Origin of the sequence: Ramlibacter pallidus (genome assembly GCF_015070875.1) — a bacterium.
Lineage (GTDB): Bacteria > Pseudomonadota > Gammaproteobacteria > Burkholderiales > Burkholderiaceae_C > Ramlibacter > Ramlibacter pallidus.
Genome location: NZ_JADDIV010000002.1, coordinates 207,023 through 228,391, shown reverse-complemented (window position 1 = coordinate 228,391; position 21,369 = coordinate 207,023). Strand labels below are relative to the sequence as shown.

At 67.6% G+C, this 21,369-nt stretch carries 29 protein-coding genes; 23 read left to right on the top strand and 6 right to left on the bottom strand.

What is annotated here, in order from left to right; all coding sequences use genetic code 11:
• Positions 1-3 precede the first annotated feature (3 nt).
• Genes IM787_RS06035 through IM787_RS06025 form a run of 3 tightly spaced genes read right to left on the bottom strand, consistent with a single transcriptional unit; the run spans position 4 to position 1,898 of the window.
• Positions 4-651 (bottom strand): MarC family protein, encoded by a 648-nt coding sequence (locus IM787_RS06035; protein WP_193675744.1) that lies wholly within the window; start codon positions 649-651, stop codon positions 4-6.
• Positions 652-1,152 (bottom strand): MaoC family dehydratase, encoded by a 501-nt coding sequence (locus tag IM787_RS06030; protein WP_193675743.1) that lies wholly within the window; start codon positions 1,150-1,152, stop codon positions 652-654.
• Positions 1,152-1,898 carry an SDR family oxidoreductase gene (locus IM787_RS06025; protein WP_193675742.1) on the bottom strand — a complete coding sequence of 249 codons (747 nt, stop codon included), beginning with the start codon at positions 1,896-1,898 and terminating at the stop codon, positions 1,152-1,154. Before IM787_RS06025 ends, IM787_RS06030 begins: the two co-directional genes overlap by 1 nt.
• A 125-nt stretch (positions 1,899-2,023) precedes the next feature.
• Here IM787_RS06025 and IM787_RS06020 point away from each other — a divergent pair, with 125 nt between their 5' ends.
• Genes IM787_RS06020 through IM787_RS06010 form a run of 3 tightly spaced genes read left to right on the top strand, consistent with a single transcriptional unit; the run spans position 2,024 to position 4,241 of the window.
• The gene (locus IM787_RS06020; protein WP_193675741.1) at positions 2,024-2,707 is read left to right on the top strand and encodes a dienelactone hydrolase family protein; all 684 of its coding nucleotides are present in this window, start codon (positions 2,024-2,026) and stop codon (positions 2,705-2,707) included.
• Positions 2,707-3,591 (top strand): amidohydrolase family protein, encoded by an 885-nt coding sequence (locus IM787_RS06015; RefSeq protein ID WP_193676338.1) that lies wholly within the window; start codon positions 2,707-2,709, stop codon positions 3,589-3,591. The genes IM787_RS06020 and IM787_RS06015 overlap by 1 nt, the downstream gene beginning before the upstream one ends.
• Positions 3,588-4,241 carry a glutathione S-transferase family protein gene (locus IM787_RS06010; protein ID WP_193675740.1) on the top strand — a complete coding sequence of 218 codons (654 nt, stop codon included), beginning with the start codon at positions 3,588-3,590 and terminating at the stop codon, positions 4,239-4,241. Before IM787_RS06015 ends, IM787_RS06010 begins: the two co-directional genes overlap by 4 nt.
• Here the strand turns inward: IM787_RS06010 and IM787_RS06005 are convergent.
• From IM787_RS06005 to hemB, 3 genes are read right to left on the bottom strand one after another with little or no spacing between them, the layout of a single operon-like run.
• On the bottom strand, positions 4,224-4,952 hold the full coding sequence (locus tag IM787_RS06005) for a DUF72 domain-containing protein (protein ID WP_354004361.1): 729 nt from the start codon (positions 4,950-4,952) through the stop codon (positions 4,224-4,226). The two genes, IM787_RS06010 and IM787_RS06005, sit on opposite strands and share 18 nt — an antisense overlap.
• On the bottom strand, positions 4,949-6,043 hold the full coding sequence (locus tag IM787_RS21445; RefSeq protein WP_354004360.1) for a magnesium transporter CorA family protein: 1,095 nt from the start codon (positions 6,041-6,043) through the stop codon (positions 4,949-4,951). The genes IM787_RS06005 and IM787_RS21445 overlap by 4 nt, the downstream gene beginning before the upstream one ends.
• A 13-nt stretch (positions 6,044-6,056) precedes the next feature.
• Complete coding sequence (hemB, locus tag IM787_RS06000) at positions 6,057-7,058, bottom strand: porphobilinogen synthase (RefSeq protein WP_193675738.1); 1,002 nt, start codon at positions 7,056-7,058, stop codon at positions 6,057-6,059.
• Between the two features lie 312 nt (positions 7,059-7,370).
• Between hemB and IM787_RS05995 the strand changes: the two genes are divergently transcribed.
• The 20 genes from IM787_RS05995 (at position 7,371) to rpsQ (ending at position 21,306) form a co-directional block, all read left to right on the top strand.
• A complete protein-coding gene (locus tag IM787_RS05995; protein ID WP_193675737.1) occupies positions 7,371-7,793 on the top strand; it encodes a CopD family protein in 423 nt (140 codons plus the stop codon).
• 1 nt (position 7,794) lies between these two features.
• The gene (locus IM787_RS05990) at positions 7,795-8,928 is read left to right on the top strand and encodes a VanZ family protein (RefSeq protein ID WP_193675736.1); all 1,134 of its coding nucleotides are present in this window, start codon (positions 7,795-7,797) and stop codon (positions 8,926-8,928) included.
• Positions 8,925-9,260, top strand: a complete 336-nt coding sequence (locus IM787_RS05985; protein WP_193675735.1) for a (2Fe-2S) ferredoxin domain-containing protein — start codon at positions 8,925-8,927, stop codon at positions 9,258-9,260. The genes IM787_RS05990 and IM787_RS05985 overlap by 4 nt, the downstream gene beginning before the upstream one ends.
• Positions 9,260-9,889: an alpha/beta hydrolase gene (locus tag IM787_RS05980; protein WP_193675734.1), complete on the top strand. Its 630-nt coding sequence runs from the start codon at positions 9,260-9,262 to the stop codon at positions 9,887-9,889. The genes IM787_RS05985 and IM787_RS05980 overlap by 1 nt, the downstream gene beginning before the upstream one ends.
• Complete coding sequence (locus IM787_RS05975; RefSeq protein WP_193675733.1) at positions 9,886-11,046, top strand: D-alanyl-D-alanine carboxypeptidase family protein; 1,161 nt, start codon at positions 9,886-9,888, stop codon at positions 11,044-11,046. The genes IM787_RS05980 and IM787_RS05975 overlap by 4 nt, the downstream gene beginning before the upstream one ends.
• 211 nt (positions 11,047-11,257) lie before the next feature.
• The gene (gene rpsL / locus IM787_RS05970; protein ID WP_193675732.1) at positions 11,258-11,635 is read left to right on the top strand and encodes a 30S ribosomal protein S12; all 378 of its coding nucleotides are present in this window, start codon (positions 11,258-11,260) and stop codon (positions 11,633-11,635) included.
• Positions 11,636-11,777: 142 nt separating this feature from the next.
• A complete protein-coding gene (rpsG, locus tag IM787_RS05965; RefSeq protein WP_193675731.1) occupies positions 11,778-12,251 on the top strand; it encodes a 30S ribosomal protein S7 in 474 nt (157 codons plus the stop codon).
• A 69-nt stretch (positions 12,252-12,320) separates the two neighbouring features.
• On the top strand, positions 12,321-14,423 hold the full coding sequence (gene fusA / locus IM787_RS05960) for an elongation factor G (RefSeq protein ID WP_193675730.1): 2,103 nt from the start codon (positions 12,321-12,323) through the stop codon (positions 14,421-14,423).
• 128 nt (positions 14,424-14,551) lie between these two features.
• The gene (gene tuf / locus IM787_RS05955) at positions 14,552-15,742 is read left to right on the top strand and encodes an elongation factor Tu (protein WP_193675393.1); all 1,191 of its coding nucleotides are present in this window, start codon (positions 14,552-14,554) and stop codon (positions 15,740-15,742) included.
• Positions 15,743-15,804: 62 nt separating this feature from the next.
• Positions 15,805-16,116 (top strand): 30S ribosomal protein S10, encoded by a 312-nt coding sequence (gene rpsJ, locus IM787_RS05950; RefSeq protein ID WP_145895499.1) that lies wholly within the window; start codon positions 15,805-15,807, stop codon positions 16,114-16,116.
• Between the two features lie 206 nt (positions 16,117-16,322).
• On the top strand, positions 16,323-17,021 hold the full coding sequence (gene rplC / locus IM787_RS05945; RefSeq protein ID WP_193675729.1) for a 50S ribosomal protein L3: 699 nt from the start codon (positions 16,323-16,325) through the stop codon (positions 17,019-17,021).
• On the top strand, positions 17,022-17,642 hold the full coding sequence (rplD, locus tag IM787_RS05940) for a 50S ribosomal protein L4 (protein WP_193675728.1): 621 nt from the start codon (positions 17,022-17,024) through the stop codon (positions 17,640-17,642).
• Entirely contained in the window at positions 17,639-17,977 is a 339-nt protein-coding gene (gene rplW, locus IM787_RS05935) for a 50S ribosomal protein L23 (RefSeq protein ID WP_193675727.1), read from the top strand. The genes rplD and rplW overlap by 4 nt, the downstream gene beginning before the upstream one ends.
• Positions 17,978-17,979: 2 nt before the next feature.
• A complete protein-coding gene (gene rplB, locus IM787_RS05930) occupies positions 17,980-18,804 on the top strand; it encodes a 50S ribosomal protein L2 (RefSeq protein WP_193675726.1) in 825 nt (274 codons plus the stop codon).
• Positions 18,805-18,816: 12 nt separating this feature from the next.
• A complete protein-coding gene (gene rpsS / locus IM787_RS05925; protein ID WP_193675725.1) occupies positions 18,817-19,095 on the top strand; it encodes a 30S ribosomal protein S19 in 279 nt (92 codons plus the stop codon).
• Between the two features lie 9 nt (positions 19,096-19,104).
• Complete coding sequence (gene rplV / locus IM787_RS05920; protein WP_193675724.1) at positions 19,105-19,437, top strand: 50S ribosomal protein L22; 333 nt, start codon at positions 19,105-19,107, stop codon at positions 19,435-19,437.
• Between the two features lie 8 nt (positions 19,438-19,445).
• Positions 19,446-20,387 (top strand): 30S ribosomal protein S3, encoded by a 942-nt coding sequence (gene rpsC, locus IM787_RS05915; RefSeq protein WP_193675723.1) that lies wholly within the window; start codon positions 19,446-19,448, stop codon positions 20,385-20,387.
• 2 nt (positions 20,388-20,389) lie between these two features.
• Entirely contained in the window at positions 20,390-20,806 is a 417-nt protein-coding gene (rplP, locus tag IM787_RS05910; RefSeq protein WP_145895491.1) for a 50S ribosomal protein L16, read from the top strand.
• A gap of 14 nt (positions 20,807-20,820) precedes the next feature.
• Positions 20,821-21,027, top strand: coding sequence for a 50S ribosomal protein L29 (gene rpmC / locus IM787_RS05905; RefSeq protein WP_193675722.1), 207 nt, complete (start codon positions 20,821-20,823; stop codon positions 21,025-21,027).
• A 9-nt stretch (positions 21,028-21,036) separates the two neighbouring features.
• Positions 21,037-21,306 carry a 30S ribosomal protein S17 gene (rpsQ, locus tag IM787_RS05900; RefSeq protein WP_193675721.1) on the top strand — a complete coding sequence of 90 codons (270 nt, stop codon included), beginning with the start codon at positions 21,037-21,039 and terminating at the stop codon, positions 21,304-21,306.
• The last annotated feature ends 63 nt before the right edge of the window (positions 21,307-21,369 follow it).

Here is a 21,369-nt window from a genome sequence, read left to right as displayed (position 1 = left end):
CGCTCAGCCCCCGAGTGCCGCGCGGCCGAGCACCGGGAACAGCTTGCCCAGTCCCTCGGCCATCACCTCCACGGCCAGTGCCGCGAGGATCAACCCCATCAGGCGCGTGAGCACGTTGATGCCCGTCTGGCCCAGCACGCGCGCGATCGGGTTGGCGAGCGCGAAGCACACCGCCGTCACCAGCGCGATCACCACGCCGAAGCCGACCAGCGTGGCGAGCTGCCAGACGGTCTGCGCGCGCTCGGCGTAGATCACCACGGTCGACATCGTGGCCGGTCCGGTGAGCAGCGGGATGGTCAGTGGCACCACCGCGATGCTCGCGCCCATCGCCGCCTTCTCGGCGCCTTCCTCCAGTTCGTTGGTGGCGGGCTTCACTTCGGCCGGCTTCGCGTTCAGCATGTTCAGGGAGCTCGTGAGCAGCAGCATGCCGCCGCCCACCTGGAAGCTCGCCAGCGAGATGCCGAAGAACTCCAGGATGCGGATGCCGAACACGGCGCTGGCCGCGATGACCAGGAAGGCCGTGAACGACGCGACCACCACGGTGTGGCGCCGGTGCGCGCGCGAGAAACCCTGCGTGTAGTGGATGAAGAAGGGGACGATCGCCGGCGGGTTGACGATGGCCAGCAGCGTGATGAGCGCCTTGTAGTCCATTCAGCCCGCCGGCCGCTGCGTGTCGAGGCGCGCGATCTCTTCCGGCGTGGCCGGCGTGCGGCGGCGGAACATCCCGTAGCCCTCCATCTCCAGCACCTTGGCGCCGTCCTGGTTGTACAGGTCCCAGCGCGAACGCACGATGCCGGCGTCCGGCCGCTTGCGCATGGCACGCGACTCCAGGATGGTGTGGCGCAGCGTGAGCCGGTCCCCGGGGAACACGGGCTTGAGCCACTTCAGGCTCTCCAGCCCGGGCGAGCCGAGGCTCGCCGAATGGCGCAACAGGTTGTCGACGGTGAGCCGCATCGCCATCGCGCAGGTGTGCCAGCCGCTCGCGCACAGGCCGCCGAACAGCGAGGCCTTGCCGGCTTCCTCGTCCAGGTGGAAGGGCTGCGGGTCGTACTTGCCGGCGAATTCCTTGACCTCGGCTGCGTCGACCATCGTCGAACCCAGCTCGCGCACGCTGCCCGGCGCCAGGTCTTCCCAGAAGATGGTGACCGGCATCAGCGGCCCCCCGACACGTCGACCAGGGACATGGTGGTGTAGCTCGCCTCCGGCGAGAGCAGCCAGACGATGGCCTGCGCCACTTCATCCGCGGTGCCGCCGCGCTGCATGGGCACCTGGTGCTGCAGGTCGCGCACGCGGTTCGGCAGGCCGCCGGACGCATGGATGTCCGTTTCGATCAGCCCAGGCCGCACGGCGTTCACCCGGATGCCTTCGGCCCCGACCTCCTTGGCCAGTCCAATGGTCATCGCGTCGATCGCGCCCTTGGCCGCGGCGTAGTCCACGTACTGTCCGGGCGCGCCCAGGCGGGCCGCCGCGCTGGACACGTTGACGATCGCACCGCCGCGTCCGCCGTGGCGCGTGCTCATGCGCTTCACCGCCTCGCGCGCGCAGAGGAAGCTGCCGATCACGTTGATGTCGAACATGCGCTTCAGGCGCCCGAAGTCCATCTCGTCCACGCGCTGCGCGCGGTCGACGACACCGGCGTTGTTCACCAGCGCCGTGAGGCGCCCCAGCTTCGCATCGACGTCGGCGAACATGCGCAGTACCTGCGCTTCGTCGGCCACGTCGCCTTGGACCGCAAGGGCCCGCCCACCCGCAGCCGCGATTGCCCGCACGACGTCCTGCGCCGCGGCCTCGTTGCTGGCGAAATTGACGGCGACCGCATACCCCTTGCGCGCCGCCAGGATGGCCGTCGCCGCGCCTATGCCCCGGCTGCCGCCGGTGACCAACAGGACTTCGTCCACTCGATGTCTCCACTGCCGCGTTGCGGCACGCTGCCATTAGATCAAAACAGGCGGCGGATTGACGGCCCGCGGCGGCTGAGGGAAGCTCGCGGCCTTCCGCAGTGCTCGAACAACAGGAAATCGCGATGGGAACCTTCCTCCAGCTCCGGGCCGCCGACGGCCAGTCCATTCCCGCCTATGTCGCCCAGCCGCAGGGCCGGCCGCGCGGCGGCATCGTCGTCATCCAGGAGATCTTCGGCGTCAATTCGCACATCCGCTCCGTCGCCGATGGCTATGCGGCCGACGGCTACCTGACCGTCGCGCCCGCCATCTTCCACCGCGTCAAGCCCGACGTGGACCTCGGCTACCAGGCCGACGACATGGCGGCCGGCCAGGCCTTGAAGGCGGCCACCGAGGCGCTCCCCGCGCCCGGCGTCCTGCAGGACATCCAAGCCGCGATCGGCCACGCCGGGCAGGCCGGCAAGGTCGGCATCGTCGGCTATTGCTACGGCGGGCTGCTGGCGTGGCGCGCCGCGTGCGAACTCGCCGGCCTGAGCGCGGCGGTGCCGTACTACGGCGGCGGCGTCACGACACCCGACGAGACCCAGCGCCAGCCGCGGGTGCCGGTGCTGGCGCACTTCGGCGACCAGGACAAGTGGATCCCCCTCGACGGCGTCGAAGCCTTCCGCCGGGCGCACCCGGAGGTGGAGGTGCACGTCTACGCTGCCAACCACGGCTTCAACTGCGACCAGCGCGGCTCGTACGACGCGGCCGCGGCGAAGCTCGCCCGCGAGCGCGCGCTCGCCTTCTTCCGCAAGCACGTCGGATGATGCGCCGCCTCGCCACTTTCCTCGCCCTGTCGCTCGCGTCGGCCCTGGCCGCGGCGGAATACACCGGCCCGATCTTCGACGCGCACCTGCACTACAACGAAGAGGCCTGGAACGGCCGCGAAGGCCCGCACCCGCCGGCCGACGTGCTGGCGCGCATGCAGCGCAACGGCGTTCGCGCGATCATCGCGAACTCGCGGCCGAACGACGGCAGCAAGCTCTTGGCGCAGATCCCGCAGACGCGGCAGGCGGGCGTGACCGTCGTGCCCTTCGTCCGGCTGTACCGCAACCGCGCCGACTACTCGAACTGGTTCCGCGACGAGAGCATCCACGAGATGGTGCAGGCCGAACTGGCGCGCGGCACGGCCGCCGGCCCGTTCCGGGGCATCGGCGAGTTCCACCTGTACGAGTCCGGCAACGCCAACGGCCCGGTCGCGCGCAAGCTGATGGTCCTGGCGGAGGAGAAGCAGCTGGCCGTGCTGGCGCACGTGGACGATGCCGCCGTCGACCTGCTGATGGCGCACACGCCCACCAAGGGCGCGAAGCTGCGGCTGATCTGGGCCCATACCGGCATCGGCGGAACGCCCGTGGCCCGCGTGGACCAGATGATGGCGCGCTACCCGCTCCTGATGGGAGAGCTCTCGTACCGGCCCGGCCTCACCTGCGAGGGGGGCAGGCTGTGCCCCGAATGGCGGCAGCTGTTCCTGAAGTATCCCGACCGCTTCCTCCTCGGTTCCGACACCTGGGTGAACCAGCGGTGGCAGTCCTATGACGACACCATGAAGGGCTACCGCGCCTGGCTGGCGGACCTGCCGGCGGACGTGGCCCGCCGCATCGCCTGGGACAATGGCGCCAACCTGTTCGGCCTGAAGGCTCCCGCTCCATGACGATGCAACTGCACTACTACCCCAGCACCGCGGCCATGATCCCGCACATCGTGCTGGAAGAACTCGGCGCGCCGTACGAGCGCGTGCTGGTCGACCGCACGAAGGACCAGCACAAGGCGCCCGCGTACCTGAAGCTGAACCCGAACGGCCTGATGCCGGTGCTGACGGACGGCGAGCTCGTGCTGTACGAGACGGCCGCGATCGTGCTGCACCTGTGCGACACGCATCCGCAGGCGAAGCTCGCGCCCGCCCTGGGCACGCCGGCCCGGGCCGAGTTCTACAAGTGGCTGTCCTGGTGCGCGACGACGCTGCAGCAGGCGCTGATCGTCTACTTCTACCCGGAGCGCTGGGTGAAGGAGGGCAACACCGAAGGGGCCGCCGAGGTGAAGGCGAAGGCGCAGGAGAAGGTCAACGGCCTGGTCGACCAGCTCGATGCGCTGGTGGAACGCAATGGCGGCCCGTGGGCCTTCGGCAAGGAGTACAGCGCGATCGACGCCTACGTGTTCACGCTGTGCCGCTGGACGCGCAATTTCCACGGCGCCAAGGCACGTGACCGGAAGAACCTCGGCCCGTACCTGCAGCGCATGAGCGAGCGGCCCGCGGTCCAGCGGGTGTTCGCCCACGAGCAGCTCTCACCGCCCTGGTTCTAGCAGGCGCTGCAGCGCCAGCGCGTCGCCGGCCGCCGCGCCGGAGGCGGTGTTGTCGAAGATGCACCAGACGTCGGCGCCTTCGGCTTCGGCCTGGCGCATGCGCGCAGCCAGCGCGCGCAGCACCGCATCTTCGTACGCCGAGTAGTACACCCGCGGCGTGCCGTGCAGCCGCAGGTACACGCGCCGCGGCCAGCCGCCGGGGAGACGGCCCGCGTCGTGCCGCACCGGGTCGGCGAGGACCCGGGCGACTTCCCAGTGCCGCAGCAAGGCGTCGGCCTCGGCGTCGAACCAGGTGGCGTGGCGGGGCTCCAGCGCCAGCGCACCGGCGAAGCGGGCGCGCAATGCGCGCAGGAAGGCGTCGGCGAGCGCATGGTCGAACGCAAAGCTGGGCGGCAGCTGCACGAGCAGGCACGCCAGCTTCCCGCCCAGGCCGCCCGCCTGGTCGAGGAAGGCGTCCAGCAGGTCTTCGCAGCCGACCAGCCGCCGCTCGTGCGTGACCGTCTTCGGCAGCTTGGCGCAGAAGCGGAAATCCTCCGGCACGGCGGCGGCCCACTTCGCGTACAAGGACCGCTGGTGCGGCCGGTGGAACGACGAGTTGATCTCCGCCACGGGGAACACCGAGGCATAGCGGGCGAGGTGCGAGTCACCCGGCGCGAACCGGTCCTGCACCTCGCGCGGCAAGCTCCAGCCCGCCGTGCCGATGCGGATCACCGCGTGCGCGCCAGGTAGCGCTTGCGCCAGAACACGACGCCCAGCGCGACCGCGATGAACACCATGCTGCCCAGCGTCCACCAGAAGCCGGTGGCCGCATGGATCAGCGGCACGAATTCGAAGTTCATGCCGAACACGCCCGCGATCAGGTTCAGCGGCAGGAAGATGGCGGTGAGCGCGGTCAGCGTGCGCATGATCTCGTTGGTGCGGTTGCCGAGCGCCGAAAAGTGGATCTGCACCGCCGTCTCGGCGCCGTGTTCCATGCGCCGCACGTGGTGCACCACGCGCTCGATGTGCTCGACGACGTCGCGCGCACGCGCCAGCAGCGAGTCCCGTTCCGCCTGTCCCATCCACGGCGGGGGCTGCTCCTGCTGCCCGTCCAGCCATTCCTGCATGGCGTCGTTCTGCTCCTCGCAGAGGTCCTCCAGCGTGTGCAGCGCATTGCGCGCGGACATCAGTGCCGCCCAGTCCGCGCCGCGCGCGCGCGCGGCCAGCAGCGCGTGCTGCCAGTCGTCGAGCTCGGCGCTGAGCACCTTGCGCAGCTCCAGGTAGCTGTCGACCATCATGTTGACCATGCGCAGCATGAGGTCCGCGGGGCTGGCGGGCAGGCGCGTGCGCGCGACCGCGGTCACGCCTTCGCTCTGCACGACGTCGCCGAGGTAGCGCTGGATGAAGGTGCGCGCGGACTGGCAGCCGGAAGGATGCACGGTGATCAGCAGCCGGTCGAACACGGCGAACCCGATGGCCCGCGTGCGGATGCGGCCGAAGGAGGCGAGCGCGCGATCGGCGGGCACGTCCTCGCCGAGCTCCACGCGCACTTCCTGCTCCGTGGCCAGCCGCCGGAAGATCACCAGGTCGTACACCGACGTGTAGTCGTAGTGCGACGGGTGGGACCGGTTGCCCAGGTCCTTCACGTGCAGGTCGAGGAGGGCCGAGCCGCCCAGGGTGTTCGCCGCGCGCTGCAGCTCGGTCAGCCGCTCCTGCAGTTCCTCGCGCTCGATGTAGATCCACACGAAGCCGCCTTCGGGCACGCGTGCCGGCGGCTGCTCCAGGAAGCGCAGGGTGCCGGCACCGAATTCGACGATGTGCACGTGCGGCCCTCGGCTAGGCGCGCAGCTTGCGGGCTGCGTCCAGTGCGAAATAGGTCAGCACGCCGTCGGCACCGGCCCGCTTGAAGGCGAGCAGGCTTTCCATCATCACGAGGTCGTGGTCCAGCCAGCCGTTGGCGGCAGCGGCCTTGAGCATCGCGTACTCGCCGGAGACCTGGTAGGCGAAGGTGGGCACGCGGAATTCGTCCTTCACGCGCCGCACGATGTCGAGGTAAGGCATGCCGGGCTTGACCATCACCATGTCGGCGCCCTCGGCAAGGTCCATCGCGACTTCGCGCAGGGCCTCGTCGGTGTTGCCCGGGTCCATCTGGTAGACCTTCTTGTTGCTCTTGCCCAGGTTGGCCGCAGAACCCACCGCGTCGCGGAACGGGCCGTAGAAGGCGCTCGCGTACTTGGCGCTGTACGCCATGATGCGCGTGTGGATGTGGTTGTCCTTCTCCAGCGCGTTGCGGATCGCGCCGATGCGCCCGTCCATCATGTCGGAAGGCGCCACGATGTCCACCCCGGCCTGGGCCTGCGTGAGGGCCTGCCGCACCAGCACCGCGATGGTCTCGTCGTTGAGGATGTAGCCGGTGTCGTCGAGCAGGCCGTCCTGGCCGTGGCTGGTGAAGGGATCGAGCGCGACGTCGGTCATCACGCCCAGTTCGGGGAACTCCTTCTTCAGGGCGCGCACCACCCGCGGCACCAGGCCCTCGGGATTGCAGGCTTCGCGGCCATCGGGCGTCTTCTGCGCCGGATCGATCACGGGGAACAGCGCGAGCGCGGGGACACCCAGCTTCATGCATTGCTCCGCCACCGGCAGCAGCAGGTCGAGGCTCACGCGCTGCACGCCCGGCATGGAGGCGACTTCCTGGCGCTGCTTCTGGCCGTCGAGCACGAACACGGGGTAGATCAGGTCGTGCGGCGTGAGCGCGTGCTCCCGCACCAGGTTGCGCGTGAACTCGTCGCGCCGCAACCGGCGCGGGCGGCCCTGGGGATAGGGTGCGTAGGAAGTCATGGTGAAAATTGTGCCCGATGCCGCGCGGCGCGTTGCGCGACCGGCCGCCAGGGCCGCCTGTCACCGGGAAGCGCACGCCTGCCGCGAAGGCGGGATTCCCGGGACTCCAGGCTTGAAAGGGCCAGGGGCCGCTGTTAAATTACGCGTCGGGCGGCTTGCCGCCCCCCGCTTTTCCTCCCTGAGCGGGCGCCTTGATGTGTGACAGCAAAAAGGCTTCCTGACCCCGGCGCGCTGCGACCGGGGTTTTTTTTCGCGCCGGCGGAACGCGCGCTTCGCCACCGCGGCACGCAGCCGGTCCGTACACTCGCGGCCATGCTCTGGGTCAAGGCCTTCCACATCGTGTTCGTGGCCAGCTGGTTCGCGGGCCTGTTCTACCTGCCGCGGATCTTCGTGAACCTGGCCATGGTGCCGCCGGGGTCGGACGCCGAACGCGAGCGGCTGCTCGTCATGGCGCGCAAGCTGTTGCGGTTCACCACCCTGCTGGCGGTGCCGGCGCTCGCGCTCGGCCTCGTGCTCTGGCTGCACTGGGGCATCGGGCGCGGCGCGGGCTGGATGCACGCCAAGCTGGCGGTGGTGGTGCTCGCGGTCGGCTACCACCACGCCTGCGCGCTGGTGCTGCGCAAGTTCGTATCCGGCACCAACCGGCGCAGCCACCGCTGGTTCCGCTGGTTCAACGAACTTCCCGTCCTCTTCCTGGTTGCCGCCGTCGTGCTGGTGGTCGTGAAGCCGTTCTGACATGCAGCACAAGACTTCCGCCTGGCCGCTGGCGGGCGCCTATGCGCTGCTGATCGTCTACGCGAGCCTGTATCCCTTCTCCGGCTGGCGCAACCAGGAGATCCCGCCCTGGGAGTTCCTGTTCGCGGGCTGGCCGAAGTACTGGACGGTCTTCGACCTGGTCGCCAACGTCATCGGCTACGTGCCGCTCGGCTTCCTGCTGGCCCTGAGCTTCATGCGCCGCGGCAACGTGCGCTACTTCGCGACGCATCCGAACCTGGCGTCGATTGCGGTGGCTCTGGTGGCGGGCACCGCCTTGTCTTTCGTGATGGAGGCGGTGCAGACCTTCCTGCCTTCACGCGTGGCCTCGAACGTGGACTTCGGCCTCAACGTGTCGGGCACGCTCATCGGTGCGATCACGGCGACGGGCCTGGAACTCGGCGGCGCGATCGACCGCTGGAGCCGCTTCCGCGAGCGCTGGTTCATCCCGCACGCGCGCGGTGCGCTGGTGCTGCTGGCGCTCTGGCCCTTCGCGCTGCTGTTCCCGGCAGCGGTGCCGCTCGGCCTGGGCCAGGTGCTGGAACGGCTGGAGACCGCCGTGGCCGAGTGGCTGGAGGAGACGCCCTTCCTCGAATGGATGCCGCTGCGCGAGGTGGAGCTGCAGCCGCTGGTGCCCGCGGCCGAATTGCTGTGCGTCGGGCTCGGCGCCTTCATCCCCTGCCTGCTGGGCTACACCATCCTGCGATCTGCCCGCCACCGTGCCGTCTTCGCCGTCGTGGCCGTCGCCCTCGGCGCCAGCGTGACGGCCTTGTCCGCCGCGCTGAGCTGGGGCCCGCAACATGCCTGGGCCTGGCTCAGCATGCCGGTGCGCGTCGGCCTCCTGTTCGGACTGGTGCTGGCGATGCTGATGCTCGCGGTGCCGCGGCGAGGTTGCGCGGCGGTGCTGCTGCTGGTGCTGGTGATCCACCTGGCCGTGCTGAACCAGGCGCCCGCCAGCGCGTACTTCACCGTGACCTTGCAGGAGTGGGAGCAGGGCCGCTTCATCCGCTTCCACGGCCTGGCCCAGTGGCTCGGGTGGCTGTGGCCTTACGCGGTACTGGTGTACGTCCTGCTGCGCGTCTCGCGCCGGGAAGCCCCTCCTACAATCCCCGCATGAGCGCGCCCCAGTACTACGAGCACCACATCTTCTTCTGCCTGAACAAGCGGGAGAACGGCGAAGCCTGCTGCGCGGACCACAACGCGCAGGCGGCGTTCGACCGCTGCAAGTCGCAGGTGAAGGCGCGCGGCCTGGCCGGCCCGGGCAAGGTGCGCGTGAACAAGGCGGGCTGCCTCGACCGCTGCCAGGGCGGCCCCATCGCCGTCGTCTACCCGGAAGGTACCTGGTACACGTACGTGGACGAGAAGGACATCGACGAGATCGTCGAGTCGCACCTGCGGGATGGCAAGGTCGTGGAGCGCCTGCTGACGCCGCCGCACCTCGGCCGCTGATGAACGCCCAGACGGAACGGCTGGAGGTCGCCGGGACGGCGGGCCTCGTCCAGGTGCTGCGCGACCAGCCCGAGGGCGTGGCCCGCGGCACCGTCGTCATCGCGCACCCGCATCCCCTGTTCGGCGGCACCATGGACAACAAGGTTGTCCAGACGCTGGCGCGCGCGTTCGTGCAGTGCGGCTGGACGGCGGTGCGCTTCAACTTCCGCGGGGTGGGCAGCAGCGCCGGCAGCTACGACGAGGGCCGCGGCGAAACCCAGGACCTGCTGGCCCTGGTGCAGGCGCTCGCACCGCAGGGGCCCATCGCCCTGGCGGGCTTCTCCTTCGGCGCTTTCGTCGCCTCGCAGGCGGTGCAGGCGCTCTGGGGGCAGCGCGACGTGCAATTCGTGGTGCTGGTCGGCACCGCCGCGTCGCGCTTCCAGGTGGCCACGCTGCCGCCCGAGAGCCACGAACGCACCCTGGTCGTCCATGGCGAGAAGGACGAGACGGTCCCGCTGCAGGACGCGCTGGACTGGGCGCGGCCGCAGTCACTCCCCGTTACGGTCGTTCCCGGGGTCGAGCATTTCTTTCACGGACAATTGCCGCTTTTGAAAAGTCTGGTGGTCCGCCACCTGCGAACACAAGGATGAGAACTCGTTGGATGCAGGCGCTGCTGGCGCCGCTGTTCGCCCTTTTCTGCCTGGCCGCCGCAGCCCAGGCGCCGCAAGCCCCCGAAGTCGCCGCCAAGAGCTACCTGCTGATGGACGTGTCGGCCAACCAGGTGCTGGCGGCGCGCGACCCGGACAGCCCGGTGGAGCCGGCGTCGCTGACCAAGCTCATGACGGCCTACCTCGTCTTCGACGCACTGAAGGCGAAGAAGCTGACGCTGCAGCAGGCCCTGCCGGTGAGCGAGCGCGCCTGGAAGATGCCCGGCTCCCGCATGTTCATCGACCCGAAGATGCAGGTGCCGGTGGAGGACCTCATCAAGGGCATGATCGTCCAGTCGGGCAACGACGCGACCGTCGCGCTCGCCGAGGCGGTCGGCGGTTCGGTAGAACGCTTCGTCGAGCTGATGAACCAGCAGGCCAAGGCACTGGGCATGAAGAACACCGGCTACCGCAACCCCGAGGGGCTGACGGCGCCGGGGCACACGACGACCGCGCGCGACCTGAGCATCCTGTCGACCCGGCTGATGCAGGACTTCCCGGAGTACCTGCACTACTACAGCATCAAGAAATACCGCTACCAGGGCACGCCGACCGCCAACGACACCAACCGGAACATGCTCCTGTTCCGCGACCCGACGGTCGACGGGCTCAAGACGGGCCACACCGAGGCCGCCGGCTATTGCCTGATCGCCACCGCCAAGCGCGACTTCCCCAACCTCCAGGGCCGCCGGCTGGTGGCCATCGTGCTGGGGGCCAATAGCGAGAACGCCCGCGCGAACGAGGCGCAGAAGCTGCTGAACTGGGGCTATACGGCCTGGGAGGGCCTCAAGCTCTTCGACGGCAACCAGGCCGTGGTGTCGCCGCCGATCTGGAAAGGCACGGCCGACACCGTGAAGCTGGGCCAGCCGTTGCCGATCGTGCTGGCCGTGCCGGCCGGCAGCGCCTCGCAGATCAAGACCCAGGTGGCCCGGCCGGATCCGCTGGTTGCCCCGCTCACCAAGGGGCAGAAGGTCGCGACGCTGAAGATCCTCTCCGGTGACCAGCTGCTGCGCGAAGTGCCGCTGGTCGCGCTGGACGCCGTGGAGGAGGCCGGCATCTTCGGCCGCGCCTGGGACGCCATCCGCCTCTGGATCAAGTGACCCTCGGCGCCCGCCTGCGGCGGGCCCCGAGGGTCATCCCCGCGCAGGCGGGGATCCCGTCCCGCAACCAATCGGGGCCCCTGAGCCCCAGCCCCGCCCCAGCCCGCCCGGTTGAGGGTTTCTGCCCCCCGGGATATACTCGCGGGCTTTCCCGCAATTTGGGGCGGGAATGCTTTTCCTTTTTTCACGACGTTTAGGGACGTTTTCTTCAATGCCAACCATCAACCAGCTCGTGCGTCAGGGCCGGGAAGTCGAGAAAGTCAAATCGAAGTCCCCCGCGATGCAGAACAGCCCCCAGCGCCGGGGCGTGTGCACGCGCGTGTACACCACGACGCCCAAGAAGCCGAACTCCGCGCTGCGGAAGGTCGCCAAGGTCCGCCTGACCAACGGCTTCGAAGTCATCTCCTACATCGGCGGCGAAGGCCACAACCTCCAGGAACACTCCGTGGTCCTGGTGCGCGGCGGCCGCGTGAAGGACCTGCCCGGTGTGCGTTACCACATCGTGCGCGGCTCGCTTGACCTGCAAGGCGTCAAGGACCGCAAGCAGTCCCGTTCCAAGTACGGCGCCAAGCGCCCGAAGAAGGCCTAAACAGCCAAAGTGGTTTGTCGGTGCTCATTCGGCCTGGCAGGCTGAATCAGCGTAGTGACCCAATCCCGGGTCGAGTAAGCGGGTCGCCAGATGGCGCCCAAGGTCCCCAGAGGGCCAGCTGAAGCAAACAGAGAGGTTAGAAATGCCACGTCGTCGCGAAGTCCCTAAGCGTGAAATCCTGCCGGATCCCAAGTACGGCAACGTCGAGCTCGCCAAGTTCATGAACGTCATCATGCAAGGCGGCAAGAAGGCGATCGCCGAGCGCATCGTCTACGGCGCGCTCGAGCAGATCGAGAAGAAGAACCCCGGCCGTGACCCGGTCGAGGCGTTCACCATGGCCATCAGCAACGTCAAGCCGATGGTCGAAGTGAAGTCCCGCCGCGTCGGCGGCGCGAACTACCAGGTGCCGGTGGAAGTGCGTCCCGTGCGCCGCCTGGCGCTGTCGATGCGCTGGATCAAGGAAGCCGCCAAGAAGCGCGGCGAGAAGTCCATGGCCCTGCGCCTGGCCAACGAACTCATGGAAGCCACGGAAGGCCGGGGCGGCGCCATGAAGAAGCGCGACGAAGTGCACCGCATGGCCGAGGCCAACAAGGCCTTCAGCCACTTCCGCTTCTAAGAACCGTCCCCACCTGAGGTACGGGCCCGCCATGAGCGGGCTCGTGCCGTTTCAACCGAAAGACTCATCATGGCCCGCAAAACGCCCATCGAGCGGTACCGCAACATCGGTATCTCCGCGCACATCGACGCCGGCAAGACCACGACGACCGAGCGCATCCTGTTCTACACGGGTGTGAACCACAAGATCGGCGAAGTGCACGACGGCGCCGCCACCATGGACTGGATGGAGCAGGAGCAGGAACGTGGCATCACGATCACCTCCGCGGCCACCACCTGCTTCTGGAAGGGCATGGACATGTCCTTCCCCGAGCACCGCATCAACATCATCGACACCCCCGGCCACGTGGACTTCACCATCGAGGTGGAGCGTTCCATGCGCGTGCTGGACGGCGCCTGCATGGTGTACTGCGCCGTGGGCGGCGTGCAGCCCCAGTCGGAAACCGTCTGGCGCCAGGCCAACAAGTACAAGGTGCCCCGCCTCGCGTTCGTCAACAAGATGGACCGCACCGGCGCCAACTTCTTCAAGGTCTACGACCAGATGAAGCTGCGCCTGAAGGCGAACCCCGTGCCCATCGTGATCCCGATCGGCGCCGAGGAGAACTTCACCGGCGTGGTCGACCTGCGCAAGATGAAGGCGATCATCTGGGACGAGGCGTCCCAGGGCATGAAGTTCACCTTCGAGGAGATCCCGGCCGACCTGGTCGCGACCGCGAAGGAATGGCGCGAGAAGATGGTCGAGGCCGCGGCCGAGGCGTCCGAAGAGCTGATGAACAAGTACCTGGAAGAAGGTGACCTTTCCGAAGAGGAGATCACCCTCGGCCTGCGCACGCGCACGATCGCCGGCGAGATCCAGCCGATGCTGTGCGGCACCGCCTTCAAGAACAAGGGCGTGCAGCGCATGCTCGACGCCGTCATCGAACTGATGCCGTCGCCGATCGACATCCCGCCGGTCACCGGCATGGACGAGGACGAGCAGCCGGTCACCCGCAAGGCGGACGACAACGAGAAGTTCTCGGCGCTGGCGTTCAAGCTGATGACGGACCCGTTCGTGGGCCAGCTGACCTTCGTGCGCGTCTACTCGGGCGTGCTGACCAAGGGCGACAGCGTCTACAACCCGGTGCGCGGCAAGAAGGAGCGCATCGGCCGGATCGTGCAGATGCACGCCAACAACCGCCAGGAAGTCGAAGAGATCCGCGCCGGCGACATCGCCGCCTGCGTGGGCCTGAAGGACGTCACGACCGGTGAAACCCTGTGCGACCCGTCGTCGATCGTGACGCTGGAGCGCATGGTGTTCCCCGAGCCGGTGATCCGCCAGGCCGTGGAGCCGAAGACCAAGGCCGACCAGGAAAAGATGGGCGTCGCCCTGCAGCGCCTGGCGGCCGAAGACCCGTCGTTCCGCGTGAACACGGACGAGGAGTCCGGCCAGACCATCATCGGCGGCATGGGCGAACTGCACCTGGAAATCATCGTCGACCGCATGAAGCGCGAGTTCGGCGTGGAAGCCAACGTGGGCAAGCCGCAGGTCGCGTACCGCGAGACGATCCGCCGCAAGGTGGCCGACGTCGAAGGCAAGTTCGTGCGCCAGTCCGGCGGCAAGGGCCAGTACGGCCACGTCGTCTTCACGGTGGAGCCGAACGAGACCGGCAAGGGCTTCGAGTTCGTCGACGCCATCAAGGGCGGCGTGGTGCCGCGCGAGTACATCCCCGCGGTGGAAAAGGGCGTGGTCGAGGCGCTGAACAGCGGCGTGCTGGCCGGCTACCCGGTGGTCGACGTGAAGGTCACGCTGACCTTCGGTTCGTACCACGAGGTGGACTCGTCCGAACAGGCGTTCAAGATGGCCGCCATCTTCGGCTTCAAGGAAGGCGCCAAGAAGGCCTCCCCGGTCATCCTCGAGCCGATGATGGCCGTGGAAGTCGAGACGCCGGAAGACTATGCCGGCAACGTGATGGGCGACCTGTCGTCCCGCCGCGGCATGGTGCAGGGCATGGACGACATGGTCGGCGGCGGCAAGGCCATCAAGGCCGAAGTCCCGCTGTCCGAGATGTTCGGCTACTCCACGACGCTGCGCTCGATGTCGCAGGGCCGCGCGACGTACACGATGGAGTTCAAGCACTACGCCGAAGCTCCGAAGAACGTCGCCGAAGCCATCGTGGCTGCCCGGGCAAAGTAAGTTTCAGACGGCCGCGCAAGCGGCCCGTCTGCGACCCGGCCCCTCACGCTGCCCGTGGCGTGGGAACCAGGAGCCGGGTGCAGACGTAAAACCCTCTCACGGGCATTGCTCTTTCTGGAGATCTCTCAATGGCAAAAGGTAAATTTGAGCGGACCAAGCCTCACGTCAACGTGGGCACCATCGGCCACGTGGACCATGGCAAGACGACCCTGACGGCGGCCATCGCCACCGTGCTGGCGTCCAAGTTCGGCGGCGAAGCCAAGGCGTACGACCAGATCGACGCGGCCCCCGAAGAGAAGGCCCGCGGCATCACGATCAACACCGCCCACGTCGAGTACGAGACGGCCAACCGCCACTACGCGCACGTCGACTGCCCCGGCCACGCCGACTACGTGAAGAACATGATCACCGGCGCCGCCCAGATGGACGGCGCGATCCTGGTGGTGTCCGCGGCCGACGGCCCGATGCCCCAGACGCGCGAGCACATCCTGCTGGCGCGCCAGGTGGGCGTGCCCTACATCATCGTGTTCCTGAACAAGTGCGACATGGTCGATGACGCCGAGCTGCTGGAGCTGGTCGAGATGGAAGTGCGCGAGCTGCTGAGCAAGTACGACTTCCCCGGCGACGACACCCCCATCGTCAAGGGCTCGGCCAAGCTGGCGCTCGAAGGCGACAAGGGCGACCTGGGCGAGCAGGCCATCATGCGCCTGGCCGAGGCGCTGGACAGCTACATCCCCACGCCGCAGCGTGCCGTCGAAGGCGCGTTCCTGATGCCGGTGGAAGACGTGTTCTCCATCTCCGGCCGCGGCACCGTGGTGACCGGCCGCGTCGAGCGTGGCGTGGTCAAGGTCGGCGAGGAAATCGAGATCGTGGGCCTGGCGCCGACGCTCAAGACCACCTGCACCGGCGTGGAAATGTTCCGCAAGCTGCTGGACCAGGGCCAGGCCGGCGACAACGTCGGTATCCTGCTGCGCGGCACCAAGCGCGAGGAAGTCCAGCGCGGCCAGGTGCTGTGCAAGCCCGGTTCGGTCAAGCCGCACACGCACTTCACGGCCGAGATCTACGTGCTGTCCAAGGACGAAGGCGGCCGCCACACGCCGTTCTTCAACAACTACCGCCCGCAGTTCTACTTCCGCACCACGGACGTGACCGGCGCGATCGAGCTGCCCAAGGACAAGGAAATGGTCATGCCCGGCGACAACGTGACGATCACCGTCAAGCTGATCGCCCCGATCGCCATGGAAGAAGGCCTGCGCTTCGCCATCCGCGAAGGCGGCAAGACCGTCGGCGCCGGCGTCGTTGCCAAGATCATGGAATAAACCCTTGGGGACGGACCAGGAAGCGAAGCGACTGCTCGGTCCCCTCTGATTAGGAAACGAAAATGGCACAGCAAAAGATCCGCATCCGCCTCAAGGCCTTCGATTACAAGCTGATCGACCAGTCCGCCGCCGAGATCGTCGACACCGCCAAGCGCACCGGCGCCATCGTCAAGGGCCCCGTGCCCCTGCCGACGCGCATGAAGCGCTTCGACATCCTGCGTTCGCCGCACGTCAACAAGTCGTCGCGCGACCAGTTCGAGATCCGCACCCACCAGCGCCTGATGGACATCGTCGACCCGACCGACAAGACGGTCGACGCCCTGATGAAGCTGGACCTGCCGGCCGGCGTCGACGTCGAGATCAAGCTGCAGTAAGCCTGCGGCAGCGCCTCGCGCGAAGGCCGCCCTCCGGGGCGGCCTTTTCATTGCTTGGCAGGCTTGTAGGAAGACTGCTACAATTTCGGGCTTCGCCGGTTTCGGCCGGGCGAAGCTTTTATCAACCCTCTTTCGACTCTCCGCCCCGGCGGGGAGAACGCAGAAGCCAATTGCAGCGGCTGCGGCGAAAGCAACGGAGTAACAACATGAGTCTGAGCAGCCTCGGGTTGCTGGGCCGCAAGGTGGGCATGATGCGCCTGTTCACCGATGACGGGGACGCTGTCCCGGTCACGGTGCTCGACGTGTCCAACAACCGCGTCACCCAGGTCAAGAACCAGGACAACGACGGCTACGTGGCCCTGCAGGTCACGTACGGTGCACGCAAGGCCTCCCGCGTCACCAAGCCCGCCGCGGGCCACCTGGCCAAGGCCGGCGTCGAAGCCGGCGAAATCATCCGCGAATTCCGTGTCGACGCCGACACCGCCGGCAAGTACGCCGCCGGTGCCACCGTCCCGGTGCAGGACCTCTTCTCCGCCGGCCAGCTGGTCGACGTGCAGGGCACCTCCATCGGCAAGGGCTTCACGGGCACCATCAAGCGCCACAACTTCAAGTCGCAGCGCGCGTCGCACGGCAACAGCCGTTCGCACAACGTGCCCGGCTCGATCTCCATGGCGCAGGACCCGGGCCGCGTGTTCCCGGGCAAGAAGATGTCCGGCCACCTCGGCGACGTCACCGTCACCGTGCAGAACCTCGACGTCGTCCGCGTGGACGAACAGCGCGGCCTGCTGATGATCAAGGGCGCCGTCCCCGGCTCGAAGAACGGTTTCGTGACCGTCCGCCTCGCCGCCAAGGGCCAGCCCAAGCCGGTCCAGGCGCAGGCCAAGGCCGAGAAGGGGAAGAAGTAAATGCAACTCGAACTCCTGAACGAGCAGGGCCAGGCCGCGTCGAAGTTCGACGCTCCCGAGACCGTGTTCGGCCGTGAATACAACGAAGCGCTGATCCACCAGATCGTCGTCGCCTTCCAGGCCAACGCGCGTCAAGGCACGCGTGCGCAGAAGGACCGCGAGCAGGTCAAGCACTCGACCAAGAAGCCGTTCCGCCAGAAGGGCACCGGCCGCGCGCGCGCCGGCATGACCTCCTCCCCGCTGTGGCGCGGAGGCGGCCGCATCTTCCCGAACAGCCCGGAAGAGAACTTCACGCAGAAGATCAACAAGAAGATGTACCGCGCCGGCATGGCGTCCATCTTCTCCCAGCTGGCCCGCGACGGCCGCCTGGCCGTCGTCGAGTCCCTGACCGTCGACAGCCCCAAGACGAAGCAGCTGGCCGCCAAGTTCAAGGCCATGAACCTGGATTCCGTTCTGGTCATCGCCGACGAAGTCGACGAGAACCTGTACCTGGCTTCGCGGAACCTGCCGAACGTGCTCATCGTCGAGCCGCGCTACGCCGATCCGCTGTCCCTGGTGCACTACAAGAAGGTGCTGGTCACCAAGGGTGCCGTGGACAAGCTCAAGGAGATGTTCGCATGAGCCGCATCAATCCCACCCCCGCCGCGCGCGCCAAGTACGACGAAGGCCGCCTGATGCAGGTGCTGGTCGCCCCGATCGTCTCCGAGAAGGCGACGCACGTGGCGGACAAGTCCAACGCCGTCACCTTCAAGGTGCTGCAGGACGCCACCAAGCTCGAGATCAAGGCCGCCGTCGAACTGATGTTCAAGGTCCAGGTCAAGGGCGTGTCCGTGCTCAACATCAAGGGCAAGCAGAAGAAATTCGGCCGTTCCGTCGGCCGTCGTGACAACGTCCGCAAGGCCTATGTCACCCTGCAGCCCGGCCAGGAGCTGAACTTCTCCGGGGAGACCGCTTAATCATGGCAGTCATCAAGATGAAACCGACTTCGCCCGGCCAGCGCGCCGTGGTGAAGATCTCGCGGGACCACCTGCACAAGGGTGAGCCGTACGCGCCGCTGCTGGAGCCCAAGTTCCAGAAGGCCGGCCGCAACAACAACGGCCACATCACCGTGCGCCACAAGGGCGGTGGCCACAAACACCACTACCGCGTGGTCGATTTCGTCCGCAACAAGGACGGCATCCCGGCGAAGGTGGAGCGCATCGAGTACGACCCGAACCGCACGGCCCACATCGCCCTGGTGGTGTACGCCGACGGCGAGCGCCGCTACATCATCGCCCCCCGCGGCGTGGATGTGGGCGCGACCCTGCTGTCCGGCTCCGAGGCCCCGATCCGCGCCGGCAACACCCTGCCGATCCGCAACATCCCGGTGGGTTCGACCATCCACTGCATCGAGCTGCAGCCCGGCAAGGGCGCGCAGATCGTGCGTTCGGCCGGCACCTCCGCCACGCTGCTGGCCCGCGAAGGCACCTACGCCCAGGTCCGCATGCGTTCCGGTGAAGTGCGCCGCATCCACATCGAATGCCGCGCCACCATCGGCGAAGTCGCGAACGAAGAGCACAGCCTGCGCCAGATCGGCAAGGCCGGCGTCAAGCGCCACATGGGCATCCGCCCGACGGTGCGCGGCGTCGCCATGAACCCGATCGACCACCCGCACGGTGGTGGTGAGGGCCGCACCGGCACCGGCAAGCCGCCGGTGGATCCGTGGGGCAACCTGACCAAGGGCTACCGCACGCGTAACAACAAGCGCACGCAGACGTTCATCGTCTCGCGCCGCAAGAAGTAAGGGGTCCGCACAATGACGCGTTCTCTCAAGAAGGGTCCGTTCGTGGACCACCACCTGGTGAACAAGGTCGACAAGGCCGTTTCCACCAAGGACAAGAAGCCGATCAAGACCTGGTCGCGCCGCTCGATGATCCTGCCCGATTTCATCGGCCTGACCATCGCCGTGCACAACGGCAAGCAGCACGTGCCGGTCTACATCACCGACCAGATGGTGGGCCACAAGCTGGGCGAGTTCGCCCTGACGCGCACCTTCAAGGGTCACCCCGCGGACAAGAAAGTCCAGAAGAAGTGAGGATGAACCATGGCTGAAACCAAAGCGATCCTCCGCGGCGTGCGCCTGTCTGTCGACAAGGGCCGCCTCGTGGCCGACCTGATCCGCGGCAAGAAGGTGGACCAGGCCCTGAACATCCTGAACTTCACGCAGAAGAAGGGTGCCGTCATCGTCAAGAAGGTGCTGGAGTCCGCGATCGCGAACGCCGAGCACAACGACGGCGTCGACATCGACGAGCTGAAGGTCAAGACGATCTACGTGGAGCAAGGCACCGTGCTGAAGCGATTCACCGCGCGCGCCAAGGGCCGCGGCAACCGCATCAGCAAGGGTACGTGCCACGTGTACGTGACCGTCGGGAACTAAGGAAGAACATGGGACAGAAGATCCATCCGACCGGCTTCCGCCTGGCCGTCACCCGTAACTGGAACAGCCGCTGGTACGCGAACAACCGCGACTTCGGCGACATGCTGGCCGAGGACATCAAGGTCCGCGACTACCTGAAGACCAAGCTGAAGAACGCCGCGGTCTCCCGCGTGCTGATCGAGCGCCCCGCCAAGAACGCCCGCATCACCATCTACTCGGCGCGTCCGGGCGTGGTGATCGGCAAGAAGGGCGAGGACATCGAGAACCTGAAGAAGGAACTGGCCACGCGCCTGGGCGTGCCGGTCGCCGTGAACATCGAGGAAGTGCGCAAGCCCGAAGTCGATGCACAGCTGATCGCCGACTCGATCACCCAGCAGCTCGAGAAGCGCATCATGTTCCGCCGCGCGATGAAGCGCGCGATGCAGAACGCCATGCGCCTCGGTGCGCAGGGCATCAAGATCATGTCGTCGGGCCGCCTGAACGGCATCGAGATCGCGCGCACCGAGTGGTACCGCGAAGGCCGCGTGCCGCTGCACACCCTGCGCGCCGACATCGACTACGGCTTCTCCGAAGCCAAGACCACCTACGGCGTCATCGGCGTCAAGGTGTGGGTCTACAAGGGCGACACCCTCGGTCGCACCGACGCGCCGTCCCTGGACAGCACGCCGCGCCCCGAAGGCGAAGAGCGCCGTGGCCCGCGCGGCCCGCGCCGCGACGGCGACCGCCGTGGCGGCCCCGGCGGCGACCGCCGTCCCCCGACGGGTGGCCGTGGCGGCCCGCGTGGCGGCGTGAGCGCCGGCGCCGGCAACGTGGCCCCTGCCGATGGCAGCGACAAGCCGCAAGAAGCAACCGCAGGGGCGGAAGCCCCGAAATCTACCGTTAAGCGCGTTCCCCGCAAGACCGCGGGCGCCGCGCCGGCTGCCACCCCGGCCGACGGTAAAGGAGAGTAAACATGCTGCAACCCGCTCGCCGCAAATACCGCAAAGAGCAAAAAGGCCGCAACACCGGCGTTGCCACCACCGGCAACTCCGTCGCGTTCGGCGACTTCGGCCTGAAGTGCACCGACCGCGGCCGCCTCACGGCGCGCCAGATCGAGGCCGCGCGCCGCGCGATCTCCCGTCACGTCAAGCGTGGCGGCCGCATCTGGATCCGCGTGTTCCCGGACAAGCCGATCTCCCAGAAGCCCGCCGAAGTCCGCATGGGCAACGGCAAGGGCAACCCGGAGTACTACGTGGCCGAGATCCAGCCGGGCAAGGTCGTGTTCGAGATCGTCGGCGTGCCCGAGGAACTCGCGCGTGAAGCGTTCAAGCTGGCCGCTGCGAAGCTGCCGCTGCGCACCACGTTCGTGTCCCGCATGATCGGCCAGTGAGAGGAGCAGAGGACATGACGAAAGCCAAGGATCTCCGTTCCAAGGACGCCGCCGGCGTGGAAGCCGAAGTCAAGAGCCTGCAGAAGGCCCACTTCGGCCTGCGCATGCAGAAGGCCACGCAACAACTCAACAACACCGCCACGCTGCGCTCCACGCGCCGTGACATCGCTCGGGCCAAGACCATCCTGGCCCAGAAGCGTGCGGAATCCGCCAAGTCGTAAGGAGTGAACATGACGGAAGCCAAAACCTCCCTCAAGCGCACCCTCGTCGGCAAGGTGGTGAGCGACAAGCGTGCCAAGACCGTGACCGTGCTGGTCGAGCGCCGCGTGAAGCACCCGCTGTACGGCAAGATCGTGATCAAGTCGAGCAAGTACCACGCCCACGACGAAAAGGGCGAGTACCACACCGGCGACGTGATCGAGATCGTCGAGAGCAAGCCGATCTCCAAGACCAAGAACTGGGTCGCGACCCGCCTGGTCGAGAAGGCCGCCGAGGTCTGATCCCCGCGCGCGCTGCAAGCGATACCGAAACGGCCCACAATCGTGGGCCGTTTTCTTTTGTCC

Bases quoted from the DNA above. Each gene is read 5' to 3' on its own strand.
- IM787_RS06035 (WP_193675744.1), bottom strand. From the start codon at position 651: ATGGACTACAAGGCGCTCATCACGCTGCTGGCCATCGTCAACCCGCCG.
- IM787_RS06030 (WP_193675743.1), bottom strand. From the start codon at position 1,152: ATGCCGGTCACCATCTTCTGGGAAGACCTGGCGCCGGGCAGCGTGCGC.
- IM787_RS06020 (WP_193675741.1), top strand. From the start codon at position 2,024: ATGGGAACCTTCCTCCAGCTCCGGGCCGCCGACGGCCAGTCCATTCCC.
- IM787_RS06015 (WP_193676338.1), top strand. From the start codon at position 2,707: ATGCGCCGCCTCGCCACTTTCCTCGCCCTGTCGCTCGCGTCGGCCCTG.
- IM787_RS06010 (WP_193675740.1), top strand. From the start codon at position 3,588: ATGACGATGCAACTGCACTACTACCCCAGCACCGCGGCCATGATCCCG.
- hemB (WP_193675738.1), bottom strand. From the start codon at position 7,058: ATGACTTCCTACGCACCCTATCCCCAGGGCCGCCCGCGCCGGTTGCGG.
- IM787_RS05995 (WP_193675737.1), top strand. From the start codon at position 7,371: ATGCTCTGGGTCAAGGCCTTCCACATCGTGTTCGTGGCCAGCTGGTTC.
- IM787_RS05990 (WP_193675736.1), top strand. From the start codon at position 7,795: ATGCAGCACAAGACTTCCGCCTGGCCGCTGGCGGGCGCCTATGCGCTG.
- IM787_RS05985 (WP_193675735.1), top strand. From the start codon at position 8,925: ATGAGCGCGCCCCAGTACTACGAGCACCACATCTTCTTCTGCCTGAAC.
- IM787_RS05980 (WP_193675734.1), top strand. From the start codon at position 9,260: ATGAACGCCCAGACGGAACGGCTGGAGGTCGCCGGGACGGCGGGCCTC.
- IM787_RS05975 (WP_193675733.1), top strand. From the start codon at position 9,886: ATGAGAACTCGTTGGATGCAGGCGCTGCTGGCGCCGCTGTTCGCCCTT.
- rpsL (WP_193675732.1), top strand. From the start codon at position 11,258: ATGCCAACCATCAACCAGCTCGTGCGTCAGGGCCGGGAAGTCGAGAAA.
- rpsG (WP_193675731.1), top strand. From the start codon at position 11,778: ATGCCACGTCGTCGCGAAGTCCCTAAGCGTGAAATCCTGCCGGATCCC.
- fusA (WP_193675730.1), top strand. From the start codon at position 12,321: ATGGCCCGCAAAACGCCCATCGAGCGGTACCGCAACATCGGTATCTCC.
- tuf (WP_193675393.1), top strand. From the start codon at position 14,552: ATGGCAAAAGGTAAATTTGAGCGGACCAAGCCTCACGTCAACGTGGGC.
- rpsJ (WP_145895499.1), top strand. From the start codon at position 15,805: ATGGCACAGCAAAAGATCCGCATCCGCCTCAAGGCCTTCGATTACAAG.
- rplC (WP_193675729.1), top strand. From the start codon at position 16,323: ATGAGTCTGAGCAGCCTCGGGTTGCTGGGCCGCAAGGTGGGCATGATG.
- rplD (WP_193675728.1), top strand. From the start codon at position 17,022: ATGCAACTCGAACTCCTGAACGAGCAGGGCCAGGCCGCGTCGAAGTTC.
- rplW (WP_193675727.1), top strand. From the start codon at position 17,639: ATGAGCCGCATCAATCCCACCCCCGCCGCGCGCGCCAAGTACGACGAA.
- rplB (WP_193675726.1), top strand. From the start codon at position 17,980: ATGGCAGTCATCAAGATGAAACCGACTTCGCCCGGCCAGCGCGCCGTG.
- rpsS (WP_193675725.1), top strand. From the start codon at position 18,817: ATGACGCGTTCTCTCAAGAAGGGTCCGTTCGTGGACCACCACCTGGTG.
- rplV (WP_193675724.1), top strand. From the start codon at position 19,105: ATGGCTGAAACCAAAGCGATCCTCCGCGGCGTGCGCCTGTCTGTCGAC.
- rpsC (WP_193675723.1), top strand. From the start codon at position 19,446: ATGGGACAGAAGATCCATCCGACCGGCTTCCGCCTGGCCGTCACCCGT.
- rplP (WP_145895491.1), top strand. From the start codon at position 20,390: ATGCTGCAACCCGCTCGCCGCAAATACCGCAAAGAGCAAAAAGGCCGC.
- rpmC (WP_193675722.1), top strand. From the start codon at position 20,821: ATGACGAAAGCCAAGGATCTCCGTTCCAAGGACGCCGCCGGCGTGGAA.
- rpsQ (WP_193675721.1), top strand. From the start codon at position 21,037: ATGACGGAAGCCAAAACCTCCCTCAAGCGCACCCTCGTCGGCAAGGTG.